Origin of the sequence: Marinobacter flavimaris, assembly GCF_002933295.1 — a bacterium.
GTDB lineage: Bacteria > Pseudomonadota > Gammaproteobacteria > Pseudomonadales > Oleiphilaceae > Marinobacter > Marinobacter flavimaris.
In genome coordinates this window covers 41,114-62,878 of record NZ_PSSW01000008.1, presented here as the reverse complement: position 1 = coordinate 62,878, position 21,765 = coordinate 41,114, and the positions used below count along the sequence as shown (strand labels likewise).

At 54.8% G+C, this 21,765-nt stretch carries 19 protein-coding genes and 1 other RNA gene; 7 read left to right on the top strand and 13 right to left on the bottom strand.

The annotated features are described in order from the left end of the window. Positions 1–217: 217 nt before the first annotated feature. Complete coding sequence (locus tag MDHKLMBL_RS21195; RefSeq protein WP_104271168.1) at positions 218–1,003, bottom strand: DUF1194 domain-containing protein; 786 nt, start codon at positions 1,001–1,003, stop codon at positions 218–220. A 310-nt stretch (positions 1,004–1,313) separates the two neighbouring features. On the opposite strand from MDHKLMBL_RS21195, the gene MDHKLMBL_RS14620 reads away from it, so the two are divergent. After that, positions 1,314–2,027 (top strand): Tic22 family protein, encoded by a 714-nt coding sequence (locus MDHKLMBL_RS14620; protein ID WP_104271166.1) that lies wholly within the window; start codon positions 1,314–1,316, stop codon positions 2,025–2,027. A 26-nt stretch (positions 2,028–2,053) separates the two neighbouring features. Here MDHKLMBL_RS14620 and MDHKLMBL_RS14615 read toward each other — a convergent pair whose 3' ends face one another. The 12 genes from MDHKLMBL_RS14615 to MDHKLMBL_RS14560 form a co-directional block, all read right to left on the bottom strand. Further along, positions 2,054–3,232: a vWA domain-containing protein gene (locus MDHKLMBL_RS14615; RefSeq protein WP_104271164.1), complete on the bottom strand. Its 1,179-nt coding sequence runs from the start codon at positions 3,230–3,232 to the stop codon at positions 2,054–2,056. A 34-nt stretch (positions 3,233–3,266) separates the two neighbouring features. Beyond that, positions 3,267–4,109 (bottom strand): AAA family ATPase, encoded by an 843-nt coding sequence (locus MDHKLMBL_RS14610; RefSeq protein WP_088557155.1) that lies wholly within the window; start codon positions 4,107–4,109, stop codon positions 3,267–3,269. 17 nt (positions 4,110–4,126) lie between these two features. Beyond that, complete coding sequence (locus MDHKLMBL_RS14605) at positions 4,127–6,244, bottom strand: VWA domain-containing protein (RefSeq protein ID WP_241956247.1); 2,118 nt, start codon at positions 6,242–6,244, stop codon at positions 4,127–4,129. A 42-nt stretch (positions 6,245–6,286) separates the two neighbouring features. Further along, positions 6,287–6,631 (bottom strand): hypothetical protein, encoded by a 345-nt coding sequence (locus MDHKLMBL_RS14600; protein WP_104271160.1) that lies wholly within the window; start codon positions 6,629–6,631, stop codon positions 6,287–6,289. Continuing rightward, positions 6,631–7,077 carry a YcgN family cysteine cluster protein gene (locus tag MDHKLMBL_RS14595; RefSeq protein WP_104271158.1) on the bottom strand — a complete coding sequence of 149 codons (447 nt, stop codon included), beginning with the start codon at positions 7,075–7,077 and terminating at the stop codon, positions 6,631–6,633. Before MDHKLMBL_RS14595 ends, MDHKLMBL_RS14600 begins: the two co-directional genes overlap by 1 nt. Continuing rightward, the gene (locus tag MDHKLMBL_RS14590; RefSeq protein ID WP_104271156.1) at positions 7,074–7,367 is read right to left on the bottom strand and encodes a YcgL domain-containing protein; all 294 of its coding nucleotides are present in this window, start codon (positions 7,365–7,367) and stop codon (positions 7,074–7,076) included. The genes MDHKLMBL_RS14595 and MDHKLMBL_RS14590 overlap by 4 nt, the downstream gene beginning before the upstream one ends. Continuing rightward, positions 7,364–8,521, bottom strand: a complete 1,158-nt coding sequence (locus tag MDHKLMBL_RS14585) for a ribonuclease D (RefSeq protein ID WP_104271154.1) — start codon at positions 8,519–8,521, stop codon at positions 7,364–7,366. Before MDHKLMBL_RS14585 ends, MDHKLMBL_RS14590 begins: the two co-directional genes overlap by 4 nt. A gap of 31 nt (positions 8,522–8,552) precedes the next feature. Beyond that, complete coding sequence (gene recR / locus MDHKLMBL_RS14580) at positions 8,553–9,155, bottom strand: recombination mediator RecR (protein ID WP_008171846.1); 603 nt, start codon at positions 9,153–9,155, stop codon at positions 8,553–8,555. A gap of 31 nt (positions 9,156–9,186) precedes the next feature. After that, entirely contained in the window at positions 9,187–9,510 is a 324-nt protein-coding gene (locus MDHKLMBL_RS14575; RefSeq protein WP_008171847.1) for a YbaB/EbfC family nucleoid-associated protein, read from the bottom strand. 3 nt (positions 9,511–9,513) lie between these two features. Further along, positions 9,514–11,382: a DNA polymerase III subunit gamma/tau gene (dnaX, locus tag MDHKLMBL_RS14570; protein WP_104271152.1), complete on the bottom strand. Its 1,869-nt coding sequence runs from the start codon at positions 11,380–11,382 to the stop codon at positions 9,514–9,516. A gap of 151 nt (positions 11,383–11,533) precedes the next feature. After that, an RNA gene (gene ffs / locus MDHKLMBL_RS14565) (signal recognition particle sRNA small type) lies at positions 11,534–11,630 on the bottom strand. 100 nt (positions 11,631–11,730) lie between these two features. Next, positions 11,731–12,486 (bottom strand): 2OG-Fe(II) oxygenase, encoded by a 756-nt coding sequence (locus MDHKLMBL_RS14560; protein WP_104271149.1) that lies wholly within the window; start codon positions 12,484–12,486, stop codon positions 11,731–11,733. Positions 12,487–12,604: 118 nt separating this feature from the next. On the opposite strand from MDHKLMBL_RS14560, the gene MDHKLMBL_RS14555 reads away from it, so the two are divergent. The 6 genes from MDHKLMBL_RS14555 (at position 12,605) to MDHKLMBL_RS14530 (ending at position 21,667) form a co-directional block, all read left to right on the top strand. Then, a complete protein-coding gene (locus MDHKLMBL_RS14555; protein WP_104271147.1) occupies positions 12,605–13,528 on the top strand; it encodes a D-hexose-6-phosphate mutarotase in 924 nt (307 codons plus the stop codon). Then, entirely contained in the window at positions 13,525–14,340 is an 816-nt protein-coding gene (locus tag MDHKLMBL_RS14550; RefSeq protein WP_104271146.1) for a lysophospholipid acyltransferase family protein, read from the top strand. The genes MDHKLMBL_RS14555 and MDHKLMBL_RS14550 overlap by 4 nt, the downstream gene beginning before the upstream one ends. Then, on the top strand, positions 14,340–15,287 hold the full coding sequence (locus MDHKLMBL_RS14545) for an SDR family oxidoreductase (RefSeq protein WP_014577243.1): 948 nt from the start codon (positions 14,340–14,342) through the stop codon (positions 15,285–15,287). Before MDHKLMBL_RS14550 ends, MDHKLMBL_RS14545 begins: the two co-directional genes overlap by 1 nt. An 83-nt stretch (positions 15,288–15,370) precedes the next feature. Further along, on the top strand, positions 15,371–17,506 hold the full coding sequence (prsK, locus tag MDHKLMBL_RS14540) for an XrtA/PEP-CTERM system histidine kinase PrsK (RefSeq protein ID WP_104271144.1): 2,136 nt from the start codon (positions 15,371–15,373) through the stop codon (positions 17,504–17,506). Between the two features lie 102 nt (positions 17,507–17,608). Then, positions 17,609–18,982 (top strand): PEP-CTERM-box response regulator transcription factor, encoded by a 1,374-nt coding sequence (gene prsR, locus MDHKLMBL_RS14535; RefSeq protein WP_104271142.1) that lies wholly within the window; start codon positions 17,609–17,611, stop codon positions 18,980–18,982. A 48-nt stretch (positions 18,983–19,030) separates the two neighbouring features. After that, positions 19,031–21,667, top strand: coding sequence for a tetratricopeptide repeat protein (locus MDHKLMBL_RS14530; protein ID WP_104271140.1), 2,637 nt, complete (start codon positions 19,031–19,033; stop codon positions 21,665–21,667). Positions 21,668–21,765 lie beyond the last annotated feature (98 nt).

The window sequence follows — 21,765 nt, the reverse complement described above, 5'->3', positions numbered from 1 at the left end:
TTGAATCTCAAACGACTGTTTTGTCGGCATTTAATTCAACTGGCCCTGTATTTGCTCTAGCAATAGTGGCGGGAGTGCCTTCAGGCAACCCCGCTTGATATGCCGAGCTTTGCCGATGCCCTCAACCGCATCGGCTTTTTTATGTTCGGCATACGCAGAAACAAAAAACCCTCCAATTAAGGAGGGTCTCAAGTCTTGCGCAATTTTGCTATATGCTTCAGCTGGCCAGCTTACGACGACGGGCAAACGCCAGCCCTGCCAGACCAAGGCCGAGCAGGCCAAAGGTTGCGGGCTCTGGGACCGGTTTGTCAGTAACTTCGCGGAAAATTTTATCCTTGATAGCTTGCGAAAAATCATCCTCAAAGTCGGCCGCGAAAGTTGCAAAGGCATTGGCCCCACCAATCACATTATTTTCGAAATAGGTCTCAAGAGAGAGACTTTGAATTGCAATTGCATTGATGGTGGTTACGCCTGCCAATAATGCAGCATCGCGAGCGGTCGACGGGGAAATGCCGGTATTATTCTGGCCGTCGCCAGAAATATCAATAACCTTTCGGTCACCCACATACTTGGCATTGTCCATGTCATTGAAACTAAACAGACCCGCGGAATACTGAATAGCTGATCCGACGCCAGTAGTGTTGCCGAATGCTCGACTCGTGTTGTCAATCGCAGTTGCAAAAGCACTGGCACTGGCAGCACTATCAATCAAAGTCCAGTCCACCAACTGTGCCTGCTGGCTGCTGGCTGACCACTCCACGTAAGTAACGGCGATGCTACCGTACTTGCCGCTCGTAATCGCACTCTGAATAGCTGCATCATTAAACGCGGCTATGTAACCAGCTTTTTGGCCAGCGTACTCAGTGGCATCGACGCTACCCGACACATCTACAGCCAGCACCAACTCCAGATCAACCTGGGTAGGAACTGCCTGCGCCACCCAGGGGAAATAAGCCACCGAGGCCAACAATATGACCCCGAAAAACTTTTTAAAAACGCTCATAATGATTCTCCATATCAAATTACGCTTACTTGCTTTGTATCGCCGCTATTTCTACGACGTCGTTACCTCGTAAGGCTCCAAACCAATAAAAAGCAATCCTTATTCCACATCCGCTATGGTCTTGTTTTCATTGTTTAATCTTAAACGCTCCTGACATCATTCCTTCAAAGGTTGGATCTAATCCGTAAAAGATCCCGACACTGGAGTGTTAAGGGTTCGAGAAATCTTCAGTATGTTCTTAGACAATTTGCCATTCCTGCATGGCTATAGTTTACTGAAATAGGACATCACCAAGCGCATAGGACTTGCCATGAGACTCTTAGAAAGCCCGTTAAAAACACTGAAGAAATTCTTCGGTAGGAAGCAACTCGCCATTCGCAGTCTGGCGGCATTGTTTGTCTTACTTACGTGTGATGTTTTCGCTGCGGAAACGCAAAACGCCACGAAGTTAAAAGCGATAGCCGACAAACTCAATGCGGTGCCAGTTTATTTCCTGGAACGACCAACCGGGGAACGCTACACGGTTGATGCGGGAAAAGATGGGGTAACTGTTGTACCGGTCTTTTTTTACGCTGGATCAGCCGGATCGCTTCGGGATGACTTACTAACGAAAGAGCCACCCGTTGAAACAATGGTTATTCAGAAAGGGCTCGGTGAAATCTATTCGAATATGCAAAATTCAAAACACTCTAAGGTAAAACACGCCCTGATTGCAGACCCAGCCCAAGTTGATGCCGCTCGCAGAATCATGAAGGACGACAGTTTCAATGAAACGCCGGTTTTCGCGGTCCGCATGAAAGATGGAGGTGGATTCTTGACCATGAAAAACGCCGATGAAACTCATTCGCTTCCATTCTTCATTGAGTCTCAACGGGCGTTCGCCGCACTCAATCTGATGGTGAATCAAAACGAGGATTTTAAGGGCCAACTGGCGATCGCAGCCATACCATTGAAAACAGCAGTCAACGACATGCTTGATGGTCGCCTGGAAACGCGGACCGTACTTTTCATCCCACCTCAGTAGAGGGAGCCCCAAGGGACTCCCTGCTGTCACTTACTTAATTGCTTCATGGCCGACTCAAGGCCCTCAACGGTCAGCGGATACATGTGGTCGTTGACGAGCTGCTTGGTCATGCCCAACGAACCTCCGCTACCCCAGTAACTCTCGGGAAGCGGGTTGATCCAGACAACCTTGCGGAAGTGCTCATTGATGCGTTGAAACCAGGTAGCGCCCGCTTCCTCGTTCCAGTGCTCAATTGAACCACCGGGATGGGAAATCTCGTAAGGCGCCATGGTCGCATCGCCGACAAAGATCACTTTGTAGTCGGGCGTGTACTTGTGAAGAATGTCCCAGGTGCTGGTGGTTTCATTCATCCGGCGAATATTGGTTTTCCAGACACTTTCATAGACGAAATTGTGGAAATAGAAATATTCCATGTGCTTGAATTCGAGCCGTGCGGCCGAAAACAGCTCCTCACAGACACGAACGTGGGGGTCCATGGAGCCGCCCACATCGAAGAAGATCAGCACTTTCACAGCGTTATGCCGTTCGGGCACCATCTTCAGATCCAGATAACCGGCATTGCGGGCAGTGGAACGAATCGTGTCGTCCATATCCAGCTGGTCTGCCGCACCCTGGCGGGCGAACTTACGCAACCGACGCAACGCCACCTTGATGTTCCGTATGCCCAGAGTCACGCTGTCGTCCAGATCCTTGAACTCGCGTTTTTCCCAGACTTTAACGGCCCTGCCGTGGCGGCCATTCTTCTGGCCAATACGGAAGCCCTCGGGGTTATAGCCGTTCGCCCCGAATGGTGAAGTGCCGCCGGTTCCGATCCATTTGTTGCCACCGGCGTGGCGCTCTTCCTGCTCTTCCATTCGCTTCTTGAAAGTCTCGATAAGCTCCTCAAGGCCTCCCAGAGAATCAATCTTGGCCTTCTCTTCCTCAGACAGGTGCTTCTCGAACTCGGCCCTCAACCAGTCGTCCGGAATCAGGGCTTCCAGCAGGTCGTCGAGGTTCTCGATACCTTCAAAGTAAGCCTGAAAGGCACGGTCAAACTTGTCGAAGTGGCGCTCGTCCTTAACCAGACAGAGGCGAGCGAGATAGTAGAACTCTTCCATATCCGCAAAGGCGAGCCTTTTCTGAAGGGCTTCCAGAAGATCCAGGAATTCCCTCAAACTAGCCGGCACCCTCGCACGCCGAACTTCAAGAAAAAAATCAATCAACATAAAACGTGACTCTTGCCAGTGTTCTTGCCGAGAATCAGCTGCGACGACGGGCCATGAACGCGAGCTTCTGCAACAGGTGAACATCCTGCTCGTTCTTCACCAGAGCACCGTAAAGAGGCGGCAGCGCCGAACTGGAATCCTTTTCCTGCAACATTTTCGCAGACAGCTCATCAGCCATCAGCAGCTTCAGCCAATCAATCAGCTCCGAGGTGGACGGTTTCTTCTTCAGGCCAGGGACCTTGCGCACATCGAAGAAAACTTCCAGGGCATCCCGAACGATTTCCTGCTGCAAGCCCGGGAAATGAACGTCCACGATATTCTGCATGGTGTCATGGTCGGGGAAACTGATGTAATGGAAGAAGCACCGACGCAGGAAGGCATCCGGCAGTTCTTTTTCGTTGTTACTGGTGATCACCACGATCGGGCGTTTCTTTGCCTTAACCAACTTCTGAGTCTCATAGACAAAGAACTCCATACGGTCGAGTTCCAGCAAGAGGTCGTTAGGGAATTCGATATCCGCTTTGTCGATTTCATCAATCAGCAACACAACCTGCTCATCAGCCTCAAAGGCCTCCCAAAGCTTGCCCTTTACGATGTAGTTGCTGATGTCCTTGACCTTTTCATCACCCAACTGGGAGTCCCGCAGACGGGAAACCGCATCGTACTCGTACAGGCCCTGCTGGGCCTTGGTGGTGGACTTGATGTGCCAGGGAATCAGTCTCATCCCGAGGGCGGCGGCCATTTCCTCGGCCAGCAGGGTTTTCCCGGTGCCCGGCTCGCCCTTGATCAACAGCGGGCGCTGAAGCGCAATCGCTGCGTTGACGGCCATTTGCAGGTCATCGGTGGCTACATACTTCTCGGTACCGGTAAACTTCATGGTCTGGTTCCTGTTGGTTACTTTTTCTGGTCTTTCTGATCCGGTTTTTTCTTCGAGTCGTCTTCGGGCAATCCGGACTCGTCCTGATCATAATCGGGTAAATCGTCGAATTCGGACAGATCGAAATCTTCAAGCCCGAACTCCTCCTCATCATCATCTTCCGGCCCATCAGCGTCGGACGGATCGGCAATATCCTCCAGCTCCGGGATATCCTCATCCAACTCGCCAGGCTCTTCCTCCACCGGGGTATCCGCTACCGGGATGTCCTCTTCCAGTTCGTCGGTCGGTTCAATCTCTGGTTCCGTAAGCGCTTCATCTTCCGACTTCAGAGCGGCCTCATGTTCATCAATGACGGCCTCCAGCTCAGACATATCGTCCTCAAATGCTTCCTCGGTTACCTCAGGGATTTCCTCGGCTTCGACATCCTCTTCCGGCTCTGAGACTGCCTCCGGCTCGGGTTCGGGTTCTAATTCGGTCTCGTCCGGCAGATCCTCAAGTGTTTCGCGCTCTGATGCTGCTTTCTCTTGCGCCTGCTGATCCTGTTTACGCTTACGGATGGCAAACCAGACCAAACCGCCAATGAAGAGAAGACCACCGCCGGCTGCGCCGACCATCCACAAAGGCACGGCAAAAGCAGGTTCCGCGTCTTCCGGCTCCTCAGGGGCCGGTTCAGGCTCCTGGACCGCTGGCGTCTCTGGCTCCTCCACCTCGCTTACGTCGATGGGCGATGTAATCGCCGGTTCCGGCCCGGATTGCTCCGGCTCAGACACCGGCGGCTCCGGTTCAGACTGCTCAGAGGCGAGTGCCGGTTCGGTCACCTCCGGCTCGGGCGATTCAGCCGGCTGATCAGCGGGCTCAGCCCCTTCAGGCATCGTAAACCCGACGGTGGCGCTGAACTTGCGGCTGAAGGTCTGGCCATCGGCCACCACATCAAAAGTGTAGAGGCCCGCGGCTGGCAAACGACTGACCGTATCCCGGTAGGTGCCGTCTTCCGGCGGCAGCTCTCCCGACAATACCTTGGTTCCACTTCTGCCATCCTCGGAGGTGATACTGAGGCTGACCTCAATCACACCCAGAAAATCGGGGTTAGTGATTTTCTCCCCTTCTTCGAAAAAGCCGACCCGGAGCTTGAGGGGCTCCTGCAATGTGAATGAAGGAGGTAGAGGATTGACCACCATTCTCAGATCGCTAACGACCGTAACCCGGCTGCCCTCTCCGAGCTCGCCATCAATGCGCCACTGTCCTGCCAACGGCTCATTGACCGTAATAAGGTCGTAACCGGCTTCCCTGGCCCAGCGGACGTTGTCGGGAAACTCCGAAAAATTAACGACCTGATCGTCCGGGCGCACGAGGGCAAGCTCCCGGGTGGCAGAGGTTTCAGACTCGCCCCAGAAAATCAGGGCGGTAAACTCACGAACGCCCTCGTCCACGGTAAAGCCATTGCCCTCAATGGGAATCTGCTCCTGTGGAACCGCGGTATTCAATGCCTGAAGAAACGCCAGGTTCAGCGCATCTGCTGTATCCGCCACCTGGAAACGACCGCCGGAGTCTGTCGCCAACGCTTTCAGAAAGTCGGTATCGGCGGCCTCAGAGAGAGCCACGGGATGAAAGGTAGCACCCCTTTCGATGAGATCAGCGACAATCGTATCCAGAATACGAGCTTCCTCTGCGGTATTCTTTGCAGGATCGTCGGAGATATCGACCTTGCCGTCGGTCAGCAGTATGAAGTGGGTCCGGCTCAGATCGCCGTCCGTGAAATAATCATCGCTGGCTGTCTCGATAGCCGCGCCAAGGTTTGTTCGGAGTGCGACCGAGTTAATCTGAGCCGAGCGCTCAATGGCCATTTCCCGCCACGCATTGGTCACCTCACGGTGCGGCACCAGCATGTTGACATACTGCCCGAAGGTCCAGACACCCGCCGAGGCCCCCTCTGGCAAAAGCCGGGCCAGCAAACGCACGGCGGGCTGACGCAGGTTTTCCGGGTCGGTGTCTTTCATGGAGCCCGAGATGTCGACTATGATCCGGACGTCAGACTGCTCCGGCAATTGAACATCGTCGCTCTCCTGGGCATTCAGCCCGACTGGCAGACTGAGCACGAAACAAAGTGCAACCAGCCCAAACCATCTCGATGTCATCTCTCTCAAGGCATCCATCCTTATCTTTTTTTCTTTTTCGCGCTATTTACGAACAAGACGATAGCGAACCAGATCCAACACCCAGACCAGCAGCATGACCAAGCCGGCGAGGCCCAGATTAAACAGGGCCCGACCTGAAGCGTCGGCGTCGCCAAGAATCATTTCGTAACCGCCGAACAGCCAGGCCGGAATCCACCAACCGGCCAGATCGGGTGATTCAACCGGCGTGAGCAGCAAAGCCACCAGGGCGGCGAGAATCAGGGTCCGCACTCCATAAAAAGGCAGAAAACGGATCAGGCTCTTCATCATGTAAAAGAACACGACAAAGGCTATAGCGTAGGCGGCCCAGAAAATCCCGTAGGCCATTTGTGCATCGGTATCAATCATTACAGGATCCAGTGAATGATATGTTCTTCCCAGTCTTCTTCCGGCACGCGGTCTTCTGAAATCACCTTGTGACGGATCGAAACGCCGGCCTCGTGCACCGAATCCGGATCCCCGCTTCGCAAGGGATGCCAATCGGCCAGCGGCCGGTCTTCAGCCAGGGTCCGGTAGGCGCAGGTGTACGGTAACCAATGGTAGTCGTTGACGGCACCGGGTGTCAGTACCGTGCAACCCGGCACCTTCTTAAGCCGCTCTTCGTAAACGGTGCACTGGCAGGTTTCTTCGTCCATATACCGACACACCAGATCGGTGTGGTAGACCTCGCCGGTGTCTTCGTCTTCCAATTTGTTCAGGCAGCACTTTCCGCAACCGTCGCAAAGAGACTCCCATTCTTCAGGCGTCATCTCATGCAGGCGCTTGCGTTGCCAGAACGGCACCTGGGCAATCATGAATTGCGCTGATCCAGTTTGCGCTTGAAGTCCACCACGTAACCTTCCTGCTCTTCTGGCATTTGCAGAAAAAAGTCTTTCTCGCCAATGGCTTTCAAAACCTGATTTCCGGTAGTTCTCGCAAGCTTGCGGTCGGGCGTCAGGACCAGATCCATGGAATGAACCGGCTGACCGAAAATACCCCGGAGGCTCTCGGGAAGCTCCTCCCACTTCTGTCCGCGCCGAACAAAAAGGTAGGTATCCTTCTTTTTGCTGCTCCGGAAAACAGAGACAAATTCCCGCTCTTTCATGACTTCAGTAATTCCTCAATATCAGCGCGAACCGGAGCAAGAATCTGCGCCCGCCAGCCCTGGAAAAAATCGTGTTGCGCGAGGTCCGGTTGCTGTACAACTTTTTCCAAACGCTTTCTCGGCGCTAACAATTCCATTGGAATATCAGCATCTTCTGCCGCATTCCTGAAAAGACGCTTTAACTGTTTAAAGAATCCCTGCTGATCCCGGGACAACGGTGGCGCAATCCTCTCAAGGGACGAATTATCCGCGGTCGATCCCCGGCTAACAAGTTCAATCAGGGTATCGCCGTACCGACGGACTGCGCCGGATGGTACTCCCTGAATGTTGGAAAGTTCCTTAAGGGACGCTGGCAGCCTTTCCGCGATCGCAATCAACAGTGCATCTGCCAGCACACGGTTCCTTGGCCGGTCCCGCCGCTGGCACTCCCTCTCACGCCAGCGCACCAGTTCCTTGAGAACACCCTGTTGCTGAGCCGAGAGGGTCCATCCGGCCCGCAGTTTCAGGTAATGGTTGTCGGGATCCTCCTGCCCTGCCAGTTCATTGGCAAAGCGCGCCGATTCCTCAACCAGAGCCGCTTCCAGACCGCGATCGCGAAGTAAAGCACTGACCCACTGGTACATCGGCTCCAGAAAACGGATATCGTCAATCGCGTAGCGTTGCTGAGCATCGCTCAGCGGTCTCGCCAGCCAGTCAGAGCGGGTGGCGGACTTGTCCAGAGTCTCACCGAACAGGGTTTCCACCAGCCTCGCGTAACCCAGGGAGAACCCTGCTCCGGCCATTGCGGCCCCGATTTGAAGATCAATGACACCGGCAGGTTGAAGATTCAGCCACTGGCGAAAAAGTTCCAGATCTTCGCTCATGGCGTAAAGAAGCTTTGGAGTGTCCGGGTCCGCCAGGACTTCCCGAAATCGTCCGGACTGCTCGGCAACGGAAGGGTCCACCAGGCAAAACTCGCCGTCGAGGCCCAACTGAACCAACCCCGGTATCGGGTAAAAGGTGTTTACCCGCTCAAATTCGGTGTCCAGCGCCAGGGGCTTGCCCGGTGCCCGATCCAGCCATTTGTCCAGTGCTTGCGGTTCCCGGATCCAGTCAATCCTGGTCGGAGCCGGGGGAACGTCAACTGCCACAGCGGCCTGGGCGAAAATATCCATAAACGTGCCTGGTAGGTTTATTCGGTCAGATTCAATCGGACAGTGGTTTGCGACCGCGGAATGCGTGAGTCAGGGTAAAGCCATCGACGTAACCGAGCTCTCCACCCACCGGTATGCCATGGGCCAGACGGGTTATCAGGATGCCCTGGCCATCAAGGCGATCGGCGATGTAGTGAGCCGTAGCCTCACCTTCCACCGTCGGGTTGGTCGCCAGAATCAGCTCAGTCACGCCTTCGTCGCGGATCCGCTTCAGCAGGCGTTCAATGCCGATTTCCTCCGGTCCAACGCCATCAATTGGTGAGAGATGCCCCATCAGCACGAAATAGCCGCCGCGATAGTCACCCGCCTGCTCAATGGCCAGAAGATCTGAAGGGCTTTCCACTACGCACAGGGTGCCCGTGCGCCGCTGGGGATTTTCACAGATCCCGCAGATCTCGGTGTCAGCAAAGTTCTGGCAGCTTTCACACCGCCGGACACCGCTCATGGCCTGGCTCAGCGCCTCAGAAAGTCGGGTGCCGCCGGAACGACCACGCTCCAGCAGATGGAAAGCCATGCGCTGGGCCGTTTTCTGGCCGACTCCGGGAAGACAACGAAGGGATTCTACAAGCTCATCAACCAGCGGGCTGAATGCCATGAAAGGTCCTCGAACGGCTGCAGGATGGAATTCAGAACGGCATCTTGAAACCGGGCGGCAGGCCCATGCCGGACATCATACCGGACATTTTCTCTTTCTGGTTTTCCTCGACGCGCCGCACGGCATCGTTCACCGCAGCGGCAAGAAGGTCTTCCAGAATATCTTTTTCCTCAGTCATCAGGGACGAGTCTATGTCCACTTTACGAACGTCGTGACGGCCGTTCATGGTGACTTTGACAAGGCCGGCTCCGGCTTCGCCAGTCACTTCGGCCTTGGCGATTTCTTCCTGGGCCTTCTGCATCTCTTCCTGCATCTTCTGGGCTTTTTTCATCATGTCGCCCATATTATTCATCATAGCTTATCTCCTGCTTGTCTCTGCCGGCCGGATACTGTCTTCCACTACCCGCGCCTCGAATCGTTCAACAATAGACTTTACGACCGGATCCCTGCGAATGGACGCCTCTGCGGCTTCCTGCCGCGCCTTTCTCTGGCGTTCCTCATAAGCCGCAGGGGTGTCTGGCCCGGGATTGCCCTGCTCTGTACGTAACTGAATGGAGTCGCCAAAGCAGTTTCTCAAGGCAGCCAGAATCTTTTCCTCGTGCCTGCTGTTCAACAGCCGGGCGTGCCCCTCATCAATGGTCAGCGTAATCACATCGCCATCTCGGGACATGGCGCCGTGACTGGCAAGATTACCGGGCATGCCCACAATGCCAAGACTCCGGAAATCACGGTGCCAGACGAATTCGCCCTCAGGCTCAGGCGCCTGCTCAACTGCAGGTTCTATCGCTGGATCGGGCTCCACAAACGCGGGTTCCGGAGCCGGGGCCGCCTGTTCAACAGGCTCCGCGGCAACTGCAGTTGCTGGCTCTTCGGTAACTGGAGCTTCGTCGCTTAAAGGATAGCTCTCTTCATACTCTCCAGCGGCCTCGGCCTGGGCATCCAGACTGGCCAGCCAGGATGCATCCTCATCCGCAACGGGCGGAGCGGCCGGCATCTCGGGTTCAGGCTCAGGCGTGGATTCGGGTTCCGGCTCCGGCTGTTTTTGCTCTACCTGTGGGGTCGGCGCCGGGTCGGGCTCATCCCGTGGCTCGGAAGCGGCAGACTGACCACCGGAGCTTATGGCCGGCGGCTCTCTACGGTCAGCCCCGGGGCGGAAAGCAAGCATCCGGAGCAGGGTCATTTCGAACCCCATCCGGGCATCCGGTGTGATGGTGAGGTCTTTCCTCCCGATCAGCGCAGACTGGTAAAAAAGCTGGGCATCCTCGGCACTGAGCTTGCGAGCCAGCGCCTGGACCTGCTCGGCATCACCGAGGGCGTTATCGGCACTGCCCGGAACCACCTGTTCCATGGTCACCCGGTGAAAGAGCGATAGCAGATCGGCGAGGATCACACTGTAATCCGGTGCAAAGTCCGAAATCCGGCTGATTTCCGCCAGCAAGGCCGGGCCGTCGCCTTCAACGAGTGCATTCACAATGCGTTCAATATCCCGCTGATCAATGGTCCCCAGCATATTACTGACATCACTGGCGGACAGCTTCTGGTTGCCAAAGGCGATGGCCTGATCGGTGAGGCTCAAAGCATCGCGCATACTGCCGTCCGCAGCCCGGGCCAGGAGCCACAGGGCCGGTTCCTCAAATGGAATTTCCTCGGCACCCAGTACATGACGCAGATGGCCTGCGATGTGCTCCGGCGTCATGCGTTTGAGATTAAACTGCAGGCACCGGGAGAGCACTGTGACCGGCAGTTTCTGGGGATCGGTCGTTGCCAGCAGGAACTTGACGTGTTCCGGCGGTTCCTCAAGGGTCTTCAGGAAAGCGTTGAACGATTGGTTCGTCAGCATGTGCACCTCGTCAATGAGGTACACCTTGTAGCGGCCACGCGTGGGCGCATACTGGACGTTATCCGTCAGCTCACGCATATCATCAACGCCGGTCCGGGACGCGGCGTCGATTTCAATCAGATCCACAAACCGGCCTTCCTGAATCTCCTGGCAGCTCGAGCATTCACCACAGGGGTTCGGGGTTACGCCGGTTTCGCAGTTGAGGCAGCGTGCAAGCAGGCGCCCAATGGTGGTCTTGCCTACCCCACGGGTCCCCGTGAACAGATAAGCATGATGAAGACGCTGGCTTTCCAGGGCGTGAATTAACGCCTGGAGCACGTGTTCCTGGCCCACCATATCCTCGAAAGTGCGTGGGCGCCATTTACGGGCAAGTACCTGGTAGCTCATGTTCCGCCAACTGCAGTGAAAAACGGGTTTAACCTTAGCACGGACAAAGATCCAGAAGAAGCAGACTTGATTCCGGAAGCGCGCTCACAAGTCCATGGCTATCAAGGATAATCAGAAGAAAAAACAGGAGAGGAGAGAAAACTGGGGGTGACTCCATCAGCGACACCCCGGCACACAATTCCACCGCTGCGGCTGCTCCCTTCCGGGCCTGACCGGGTTCACGGTTTCATGTTGCGGAGGCACCAATGGAGCCACCATAACGGCGTTCCGGGACAATTCCCCGAAAGCGGCGCGCATATTAGCAAAAGGGTTTGCACACTACAATGACAAATCAGCGCGCCCTCAGCATCATACTTGTAAAGGCAGCGGCACTTCATCCTGGCGGAACCAGCAGGCCAGACTGTAGCGGGTGCGGTTTGCCGGCAACACCTCGTGAGGAATTTCCTCGCTCATGAACAAGGCCATTCGTCCTGCCTCGGGCAACACGGTTCCGCACACTTCCTGATCGTTGTCTCGGTTGAAAACCTGAAGGGCGCCACCGTCGGCTGCCTGCCAATCTTCATTCAGATAAAGCACCAGACTCACCACCCGGGATGCCCTGCCCTTAAAGCTGTCCAGATGCTGTTTATAGAAATCACCTGAGTGGTAGGTAGCATAATGAGTCTCGAATCGCTTCAGCCCCAGAAACAGCCTTTGATTCAGACCCTGTCGAATGGACTCGAAAAACTCGAACAGCGCGGCCTGAGGAGCTGTAATGCCTTGCAGCCAGGCAATCTTGTCGCGCCGCACCGACCGGTCTCGCACCAGATCACTCCCGCGCCCGATGCCGGCTTTTTTCATGGCATCGGTACGATCCAGAATCTGCACTTCCTGTTTCAGCGCCGCCAACAGGTTGGCGCCCAGCCGCGACCCCACATCCAGCGACATCCAGCCGTGCTCGCTCAGCCCTGAAGCCAGTTCATCCAGCCAGTCCTCAGACACCGGCTCCTGTTGCTCCGGCGTGAGATCCATCGACTGGACATCACTGCCCGCCACCGCATCCTGGGCGCTGTGCAAAGGTGTGATAAGGGGATCATGGATCGGAATGATTACCGGCGTTTCCATCGGCAGGCCTCGTACTGAATTTGAGCGTATTTTAGGCGCAATTCTCGCCGCAGCGGCAGTTTTAATTTACTCTCTGTGTAGGCAAATACACTTAACCGGTTTCACTCAGTAGCTAACCATGTCAGAAAGCAGTAACAGGCCACCGCTCTCACTTTCGCCGGGCCAATGGTCCTTCACGCGCTGGAAAACGATCGGACAACTGGAAGCTCTCGAGGTCCACCATCCTTTGTTCCAGGCCACCGTGTTTATTCAGGGCGCTCATCTGGCAAGCTTCAAACCTCAGGACGAATCTGACTGGCTTTGGATGAGCCCAGCGGCCCGGTACGAACCCGGTCGAGCCATCCGCGGCGGCATCCCCGTGTGCTGGCCCTGGTTTGGCGATCCGGCCCGCAACGCGCCGGAAGTGCGGAAACGCATCCAGACCGACCAAGCCCACGGGTTTGCCCGTACCGCGCTCTGGAAACTGGAAGATGTCCGGGAGAACGCCCACGAAGTGGAAATCAGCCTGTCCCTGGATGCCAATGAAGATTTCAGTGATGTCTGGATCGGGCATGCGCTCGCCCTGCTCACCTTCAGCTTTTCCATCCGCGGATGCCAACTGGCTTTGACAACCACAAACCTGGGGAACGATCCGCTGGCCTTTACCCAGGCGCTCCATACTTATTTGCCGACCAGCGACATAACCCGCACTCGAGTGCTGGGCCTCGGAAACAGCCAGTACATCGACACTCTGGATAACTGGGAATACCGCAACCAGGAAGGCCCTGTGTATTTCGACGGCGAAACGGACCGCATCTACGAGAGCGGCGAACCCCTTACGGTTGTGACACCCCGAACTGGCCGCAAGCTCTCAGCCGTAGGCAGTGACTCAACTGTGGTCTGGAACCCCGGTCCGGCCAAGGCGGCCAAGCTATCGGATTTTCCCGAGTCGGCCTGGCAGTCCATGCTGTGCGTCGAAACCGCCAATGCAGCCAGCGATTATCGGGTGCTTAATAACGGGCAAAGCCACACATTAGGCGTATTCATTGGAAGGAAATCATGAGCCTGGCATCGTTTCTGAAATCCCGACTCGTTCCCGCGGAACTGGATCAACACATCAACCGCATCCGCAAACCCATCGGGAGCCTGGGCTACGACCCATGGGGCTATAACAACGAAGCCATGAAATACGGGCTTTCGCTCACCAAACAGATTTACGAAAAGTACTTCCGGGTACAGGCGCACGGGGTGGAAAACATTCCCGCCGAGGGGCCGGTGCTCATTATTGCCAATCACAGTGGCCAGCTTCCTATCGACGGCCTGCTGATTGGCTATGCCCTTGCCTCCCGGGAAAAAGACGCCCGCATTCCAAGGGCCATGATTGAACGCTTTTTTCCAACCGTGCCCTGGCTGGGCAATTTGCTGAATGAAGTTGGCGCTGTACTTGGAGACCCGGTCAACTGCGCCAAGATGCTCGCCAATGATGAAGCCGTGATTGTTTTCCCCGAGGGCATTCGAGGTTCGGGCAAGCTTTACCACGACCGCTACCAGCTCAAACGGTTTGGGAACGGCTTCATGCACCTGGCCATGAAGTACAAGGCGCCGATCGTGCCCGTTGGCGTGGTGGGTTGCGAGGAAACCATCCCGGCCATCGCCAACATAAAGCCCCTGGCAAAAGCCCTGGGCATTCCCTATGCCCCGGTCGCCATGCCCGTAGTGCTGCCGGCAAAAGTTCACCTGAACTTCGGAGCCCCGATGTACTTCGACGACCTTGAAATTCCCGAAGAACAGGTCACCGAACGCGTAGAGAAGGTCAAGGCGGAAATCAGCCGACTGATCGACAAGGGACTGAGCGAAAGGAAAAGGCTTTTCTGATGAGCGAACAACGCAGACCGCACATTCTGATCACCGGTGCCGCCGGCGCCCTCGCCCAGAAAGTTATCGAACAGCTTCGGGATACCTGCGACCTGGTCGCCGTGGATTTCCGCGAACAGGTCTACCTGGGCGACGACATCCCCAGCTACTGCATCGATTTCAACAAGAGGGTGTTCGAGGATCTGTTCCGGCGCTATGAGTTTGATGGCGTGATCCACATGGGCCGGATTATGTCCAGCCAGCTCACCCGCATGCGGCGCTACAACGCCAACGTGCTCGGCACCCAGAAGCTTCTGGACCTGAGCCACAAGTACGGCATCAAACGAGTGGTCGTACTTTCCACGTTCCATGTTTACGGAGCGGTGGCCTACAACCCAGCACTTATCGACGAAGCGGCACCGCTCAAGAGCGCAGGGCTCAGCGCCGACCTGATTGACTCAGTGGAACTGGAGAACCTGGCCAACATCTATTTGTGGCGCTACCCGGAACTGAACATCACTATTCTGCGACCCTGCAATATCGTCGGGCCGGGCGTGCGCAACACCATCAGCACCCTGCTGGGCAGCGAACGGGCTCCGGTGCTGGCGGGCTTTTCGCCCATGATGCAATTTATCCATATCGATGACATGGCCGACGCCATTGTGCTGGCGTATAAAAAACCGACACGTGGCGTGTTTAACGTCGCGCCGCAGGACTGGGTGGCTTACCAGCACGCACTAAAGCTATGTGGTTGCAAGCGAATCCAGGTGCCTTCCATTCCGCCGATGGTTCCGAAGATGATACTCGGCACCCTGAAACTGAAGAGCTTTCCGTCCTATCTGATGGCGTTCTTCAAGTATCCGGTGGTGATTGATGGGCGGGCGTTTGTAAATGAGTTCGGATTTGAGCCGAAGCGGCCGCTAAAGGAGATTTTCCGGTTTTATCGGGAGAACAAGAGGCCGGTTTAGTCAACAGTAGCTACATAAGTTACGCTGGAGTTTAAACAAGACTATTCTTTAGACAGGGATTTCTTCTTTCGGGGTGCCAAGGCATGTTTAGCAACATGGACGTACTCAGCTACTCGCTGGCAGCGATTACGTTCGGGCTACTAGCGGTGCTTGTAGCCACTCGCTATTTGCGCCGCGGCGTCGATCGGGCGCTGGCGCTGGCAGCTGCTGTAACCGCAATCTGGGCAGCGTCACTTGTCAGCCAAAGCCTTTGGGGATACCCGGGCTTTAATCTGCGTTACCTCATTGAACTGTTACGGGACGCTTCCTGGATTTACCTGCTGTTCGCGTTATTAAAAGATGGTCTCCGCGAAAGCAAACTCACTGGAAAAGTAAGACAAGTCATCGGCGCGACCGCAGCAACACTGATTGTTGTTCTGGTTGGAATTGGACTTGCCGAACACTTTGCACAGATCAGCATAGCCACCGGTAAAGTCAAGCTTCTCGGTCAGATCGGGATTTCCCTACTCGGCTTGTCACTGGTCGAACAGATCTGGCGCAACTCCCCAAGTTTCGGACGCTCCAGTATAAAATATATATGCATTGGCGTTGCCACGATTTTTGCCTTCGATTTTTTCATGTATGCCGATGCCCTGCTGTTCGGCCAGGTCGCCGACTCATTCTGGAACGCTCGCGGTTTTGTAAACGCTCTACTCACGCCGCTATTCGCCGTTAACGTCATCAATACTCGCAAACAACCGGTAGACTTTCAGCTGTCACGGTCAGCTGTCTTTCACGCCGGCACACTCATTTTCGCTGGGGGGTACCTCCTGTTCCTTGCGCTGGGGGGCTACTACGTACGCGTCATTGGGGGTGACTGGGGAGACGCGCTCCAAGTCCTGTTCTTTACGATTTCACTGGTATTCCTGGTCACACTTCTGCTTTCGCGCCGAATACGCTCCAAACTCATGGTGCTTATCAGTCAGAACTTCTTTGACTACAAATACGACTACCGCGAAGAGTGGCTGAAAATGACCCGGGAACTGGCGGACCTGAGTGATGAACCGCCATTGCCTCAGCGTGTAATACGTATACTGGCGGGTTTAGTTGAGAGCAATTCCGGTGCGATCTGGCTGATTGGCGAACAGGACGCCTACATCCTCAAGGCGGCAGTCAACCTTTCTGTGCCTAAACACACCATGATCGATAACGATTCGGAATTGGTGCGCTTTTTTCAGAATCGCGAGTGGATTGTCGACCTCCATGAGTACAAAGTAGATCCCGTCAGTTACAACCTGCTAGAAATACCTGACGCAATCTCAAAAACGCCCGACGGTTGGCTAATAATCCCTCTTTATTTAGGCAACGAGCTCTATGGCATGGCATTGGTTGGCAACCCCTACGCCCGGGTGGAATTAAATTGGGAGAATTTTGACCTGATCAAAGTGGTTGCGCGCCAAACTACCAACCTGTTGGCCCAAGCCGATGCGCAGAATCGCCTTTCCCGTGCCATGCAGTTCGAAGCGGTCAGTAAAGCCTCGGCGTTTATGGTTCATGACCTTAAAACAGTGATCGCCCAATTATCGCTCCTCGTTAAAAATGCCCCGAAACACAGGAACAATCCGGCGTTCATCGACGACATGATCAACACAACGGAACATGCCGTCCGCAAGATGTCGAACCTGGTAGACCACATTCGCAAACCAGCGACCGAGGACGACAGCGCGCTCGCTCCCATTAACCTTACCCAGTTGGTCGAGCAATTAATTGCACACCATCAGCACCGCCTACCTGCCCCACATCTTGAGGGAACGCCGCTGGACGCCATGATAAAAGCAGACGAGGAACAGCTGCGCAGTGTGCTAGGGCATTTGATTCAGAACGCTCAGGATGCGACCCCTCCCGACGGAGAAATCATCTTGACTCTGAAAATCGCACGCGGAAATGTTGTGCTGTTCATCCAGGATACGGGCACCGGGATGACCGAAGAATTTATCAGCAGCCAGTTGTTCAAGCCTTTTGCCAGTACCAAGGGCCTCACCGGAATGGGCATAGGTGCCTACCAGGCAAGAGAGTACGTTCAAAGACTTGGCGGCAATATTGATGTAACCAGCGAACCGGGTCTTGGCTCCTGTTTTTCAGTGAGAATTCCGCTGGCCGATGCAAACCAGGGAAAAGCAACCGAAGAGACAGAACGACTAGTTTCTGACAACTACGAGAGCGCCCAGGGCGCCAATTAATTGCCGAATACAAACATCCCTGCAAACCAGCATTGCAAAGTGTCAATGTTCAGTTAAGAATCGGGTTAAGGAAACTCCGTAAAAAAAGGACTTAGTACTGTTGTGACTAGACGACTCCTGATAGTTGAGGATGATCCGGGACTTCAGAGCCAGATGCGCTGGTGTTTCAGCGAGGATCTGGAGGTGGCTGTTGCTTCTGACCGCGAATCGGCGCTTGCCGCTTTGAGGCGTGAAGAACCCGACGTAATCACACTGGACCTTGGCCTCCCCCCCGACCCTGGCGGAGCGACAGAAGGCTTTGGCCTTCTGGAGGAAATTTTACGCCTTGCGCCGATGACCAAGGTGATTGTGGTCACCGGGCGGGAAGACAAGGAAAACTCGGTCAAAGCAATTGGCATGGGTGCCTCTGATTTTTACCAGAAGCCTCTCGATGCAGACATCCTGACGTTTGTTGTCAATCGGGCCTTCAGGCTGGCCGAACTCGAACGGGAAAACCGCGACTTGGCCCGGCAAAGAAACGGGACCAATATCAAAGGTATTGTGGCAGCAAGCCCCCAGATGCTTGCAATTTGCCGGACCCTTGAAAAGGTAGCCCCAACAGACGTGACCACACTCATCACTGGTGAAACCGGCACCGGAAAAGAGCTTTTGGCAAGGGCAATTCACGATCTAAGCCCTCGATCTTCTAAACCATTTGCCGCAATTAACTGCGCCGCAATCCCGGAGAATCTCCTTGAAAGCGAGCTTTTCGGGTTTGAGAAAGGGTCCTTTACGGGGGCAAATCAAACGAAGAAAGGCAAAATTGAAAACGCCAACGGCGGAACCCTGTTCCTTGACGAGATCGGCGACATGCCGATGGCTTTGCAGGCAAAACTTCTTCGTTTTCTACAGGAGCGGGTCGTAGATCGGGTGGGTTCCGTGAATCCGATTCCCGTCGATGTGCGCGTTGTTTGCGCTACCCACCGTGATGTGAGGCAACTCATCGATAGCGGAGAATTCCGGGAAGACCTTTACTATCGTATCAGCGAAATAACGCTTGATGTTCCGGCCGTGCGGGAACGAGATGGTGACGCCTTGGTTATTGCCCAGTCTTTGCTGAAATCCCTCGGCAAACAGATGGATCGGCCTAATCTGGCTTTTACCGAAGATGCAATATGCGCGATAAACAGCTATCCGTGGCCCGGTAACGTTCGAGAAATGATCAACAAAGTTAAACGGGCCACCATTATGGCCGATGGCAAGCGGGTCACCGCGGAAGATCTTGAACTCAATGTTAGTGACTCAGCCACACCAAGCCACATCAATTTGCGGCAAGTGAGGGAGCAGGCTGAACGGCAGGCGATTTGCCAGGCCCTTCAGACCACCGGCTACAACATGGCCCAGGCAGCGAGACTGCTGGGTGTTACCCGGCCAACCCTCTACAACCTGACCGACAAATATAAGATAGATACATCTGCCGAAATCTCTGAAGTATGATTTATCAAGCCGTGTTTTTAATAAAGGCCTGATTCAAGGAGTAAAATAATGAGAACAAGGAACCAGACATTGCGAATTATGCCACGCCTGCTCTTGGCCAGCGCCTTGCTGGCCCCCCTTCCGCTTCTGGTCGGCTGTAATAATCAGCCAGACAGCTCTGAAGCCATGTCACATATCTCGCGGGCGGACACCTATGCGGAACAAGGCCAGTATCGTTCTGCACTTGTAGAAATCAAAAATGCTATCCAGGCAGATCCCAACAACGTTTCTCATATCGTTCGGCTTGCCGAGGTTTATCAAGCAATAGGTGCCTATGAACAGGCATCCGACCTCCTGGAACCGTGGCTGGAAAATGACGCCAGCGATGTAGCGCTGCCACTAGCCCAGGCATACGTTGAACAAGGCAAGCAACTCTCGGCCCTGGAAACCCTCGAAACCTTTGCAGCGGATTCGCCGGAAGCGCAACTGCAAGCATCGCTCATTCGGGCAGAAGCTTTGAGGCTGGCCGGCGAAAAAGCAGAAGCCCTGGCGCTGTTCCGGAACCTGACAGACAGCAACGGCGCAAACATCAAGGCAATCGTTGGGGTGGCAAGAAGTCATCTTGACCTCAATCAGACTTCCCAGGCGATTCAAGCACTTGATGAGTGGACTAATCGGAACGAACAGGAGCCAGAAGTTCTTTATTGGAAGGGCGTTGCGCAATATCGTGAGAATCAGCTCGAGGCAGCTTCTGCAACGCTCACTGATGCCGTGGGCGCGCTGCCAACTTCCGATGTGTTCCTCCCCATTCGCCGGGACATTCTCTCTTCCCTCTCCCGAGTGCTCACTGAACAAGGCAGGATCACGGAAGCCCAGGTTTACAACCGGATTCTTGCAGAAAACCTCAATACCGGAGCCCGCGAACAGGGTGAAGCCGCTGTTGCTGCTATTAAAGATGGCAATATTGACGAGGCCAAAACCATCCTACGGGATATGCTAAAGCTTGATCCAGACAACGAACAAGTTGCTCTGATGCTTGGCGCTTTATCTGCAGGAACCGGCGAACTGGACGAAGGCACCCGCTTATTAACGGAAAACCTGGATCCAGAAACAACACCTACACAATTCATACGCGCCGCCACTATGGCGCAAATTGATGCCGGTGACCGGGAAGAGGCGCTAAAAACTCTCGACCGCGCGATAAAGGCCCGTCCTAACGACAACGAACTTTTGGCGATGCATGGCATCCTTGCCCTGAGCCTCCCGGAGTACCAGGACGCCGGCGTCGCCAGCCTGAGCAAGGCTATCAGCAACGAGCCAGACCGTGTTCGGCTCAGGCTCGCCCTGGCGCAATATCATATTCGCAACGACCAACCTGAGCAGGCCCTGGGGCAGCTTCGGATGGCCTTCACCTCCAATCCCTCTGAATGGAACACCACTGGCACCTACCTGAATTTGCTGATCCAGCAGGGCGAAACCACTGAAGCGGCGGAGATCCGGGATTCACTGCTTAATGGGTATGGTGAGGAACCTTCCGCCGTGCTTCTGGCAAGCATGGCGGATGCACAGCTTGGGAATACTGAAGCTGCAAAAAAACGTTTGGAGACACTAGTTAATGAGAGCCCCCAACTTCAGGCTCCGAAGGTTGCTCTGGCCATGCTCTATAACCAGACTGGCCAACCAGACAAAGCAGTTGAGATGTTCATCGATGCTGCCAAAATAACGCCCGGTGCGATTCGACCACTCCAGCAAGCGGGCCAGATTTACGCCCAGAATCATTCTGTGGACGAGGTTGAACAATGGCTGAGCAAGGTCGGCCAAGACAATCCCGAACTGATCATGAACACGGATGCTTTGGGAGCTCTTATCAGGATTCGCCGGGGTGAACTCTCTGATGCCCGCAATCTACTGGATAAATGGCAAACAGAGGATTCGGAAGCAGTGAGTCGGGCCACTGGCCAGTTGTTGCGTGCCGAGGCACAGGAAGCGGCTAATGCTCGAGACTTTGCGACAGCACGAGCCAAAGCAGCTGAAGCCATTGCACTTGAACCCGAAAACCTGAGATATGCACTTCTCCCGGTTGGCATATACGAGCTGGAAGGAAAATTGAATGAAGCGCTCAAAGCCCTTGCTGCGGTGGAAGAGACGTTTGGCAGTGAGCGAGCCGTTATTCTCTCCCGTGCCACACTTTTGAAACAAAAAGATGGAGATAGCCCTGCCTACGATTACCTTCTAGCGCAATGGCAAAGTACAAGAGACACGGGACTCATGCCCTCTCTCTTGGGGCTAGCTAAAACAGTGGCACCGGAATCCCAGGATGAATTGACGGACAGCTGGCTCAGTGTTGCGCCAAACAGCAGTGCTGCGCACATGGCCAGGGCAGACTGGCTGATGGCCAATCAACAGGAGATTGTCGCTGCCAATCATTATGAGCAGGTTATTTCCCGCCAACCTAACAACATCGCTGCGCTAAATAACCTGGCCTGGTTGCTGCGCGAAGAAAACCCTACAAGGGCCATCGAAATGGCTGGGCGCGCCCGAGATCTCGCTCCGGACAACGCGGCCGTATTGGATACCTATGGATGGATCCTGCACCTCACTGGCAACCATGCCGAGGCGAAAGAAGTGATTGAAAGGGCTCTGGCTCTTGCTCCTGAGAACGCTGAAATTCGCTCTCATCTCGAAACCGTAAAGCAGGCCATGTAAAGAAGATCGACAAAATCTGCGAACAAAGCTAAACATTAAGGCCGGAGAAACCGCTTTCTCCGGCCTTCTTCGTTTCTATGTCGATAATTTTTACATCG

Bases quoted from the DNA above. Each gene is read 5' to 3' on its own strand.
- dnaX (WP_104271152.1), bottom strand. From the start codon at position 11,382: ATGAGCTACCAGGTACTTGCCCGTAAATGGCGCCCACGCACTTTCGAG.
- MDHKLMBL_RS14575 (WP_008171847.1), bottom strand. From the start codon at position 9,510: ATGATGAATAATATGGGCGACATGATGAAAAAAGCCCAGAAGATGCAG.
- MDHKLMBL_RS14585 (WP_104271154.1), bottom strand. From the start codon at position 8,521: ATGGATATTTTCGCCCAGGCCGCTGTGGCAGTTGACGTTCCCCCGGCT.
- MDHKLMBL_RS14600 (WP_104271160.1), bottom strand. From the start codon at position 6,631: ATGATTGATACCGATGCACAAATGGCCTACGGGATTTTCTGGGCCGCC.
- MDHKLMBL_RS14545 (WP_014577243.1), top strand. From the start codon at position 14,340: ATGAGCGAACAACGCAGACCGCACATTCTGATCACCGGTGCCGCCGGC.
- prsK (WP_104271144.1), top strand. From the start codon at position 15,371: ATGTTTAGCAACATGGACGTACTCAGCTACTCGCTGGCAGCGATTACG.
- MDHKLMBL_RS14550 (WP_104271146.1), top strand. From the start codon at position 13,525: ATGAGCCTGGCATCGTTTCTGAAATCCCGACTCGTTCCCGCGGAACTG.
- MDHKLMBL_RS14605 (WP_241956247.1), bottom strand. From the start codon at position 6,244: ATGACATCGAGATGGTTTGGGCTGGTTGCACTTTGTTTCGTGCTCAGT.
- MDHKLMBL_RS14615 (WP_104271164.1), bottom strand. From the start codon at position 3,232: ATGTTGATTGATTTTTTTCTTGAAGTTCGGCGTGCGAGGGTGCCGGCT.
- MDHKLMBL_RS14595 (WP_104271158.1), bottom strand. From the start codon at position 7,077: ATGATTGCCCAGGTGCCGTTCTGGCAACGCAAGCGCCTGCATGAGATG.
- MDHKLMBL_RS14590 (WP_104271156.1), bottom strand. From the start codon at position 7,367: ATGAAAGAGCGGGAATTTGTCTCTGTTTTCCGGAGCAGCAAAAAGAAG.
- MDHKLMBL_RS14560 (WP_104271149.1), bottom strand. From the start codon at position 12,486: ATGGAAACGCCGGTAATCATTCCGATCCATGATCCCCTTATCACACCT.
- MDHKLMBL_RS14530 (WP_104271140.1), top strand. From the start codon at position 19,031: ATGAGAACAAGGAACCAGACATTGCGAATTATGCCACGCCTGCTCTTG.
- MDHKLMBL_RS21195 (WP_104271168.1), bottom strand. From the start codon at position 1,003: ATGAGCGTTTTTAAAAAGTTTTTCGGGGTCATATTGTTGGCCTCGGTG.
- MDHKLMBL_RS14620 (WP_104271166.1), top strand. From the start codon at position 1,314: ATGAGACTCTTAGAAAGCCCGTTAAAAACACTGAAGAAATTCTTCGGT.
- recR (WP_008171846.1), bottom strand. From the start codon at position 9,155: ATGGCATTCAGCCCGCTGGTTGATGAGCTTGTAGAATCCCTTCGTTGT.
- MDHKLMBL_RS14610 (WP_088557155.1), bottom strand. From the start codon at position 4,109: ATGAAGTTTACCGGTACCGAGAAGTATGTAGCCACCGATGACCTGCAA.
- MDHKLMBL_RS14555 (WP_104271147.1), top strand. From the start codon at position 12,605: ATGTCAGAAAGCAGTAACAGGCCACCGCTCTCACTTTCGCCGGGCCAA.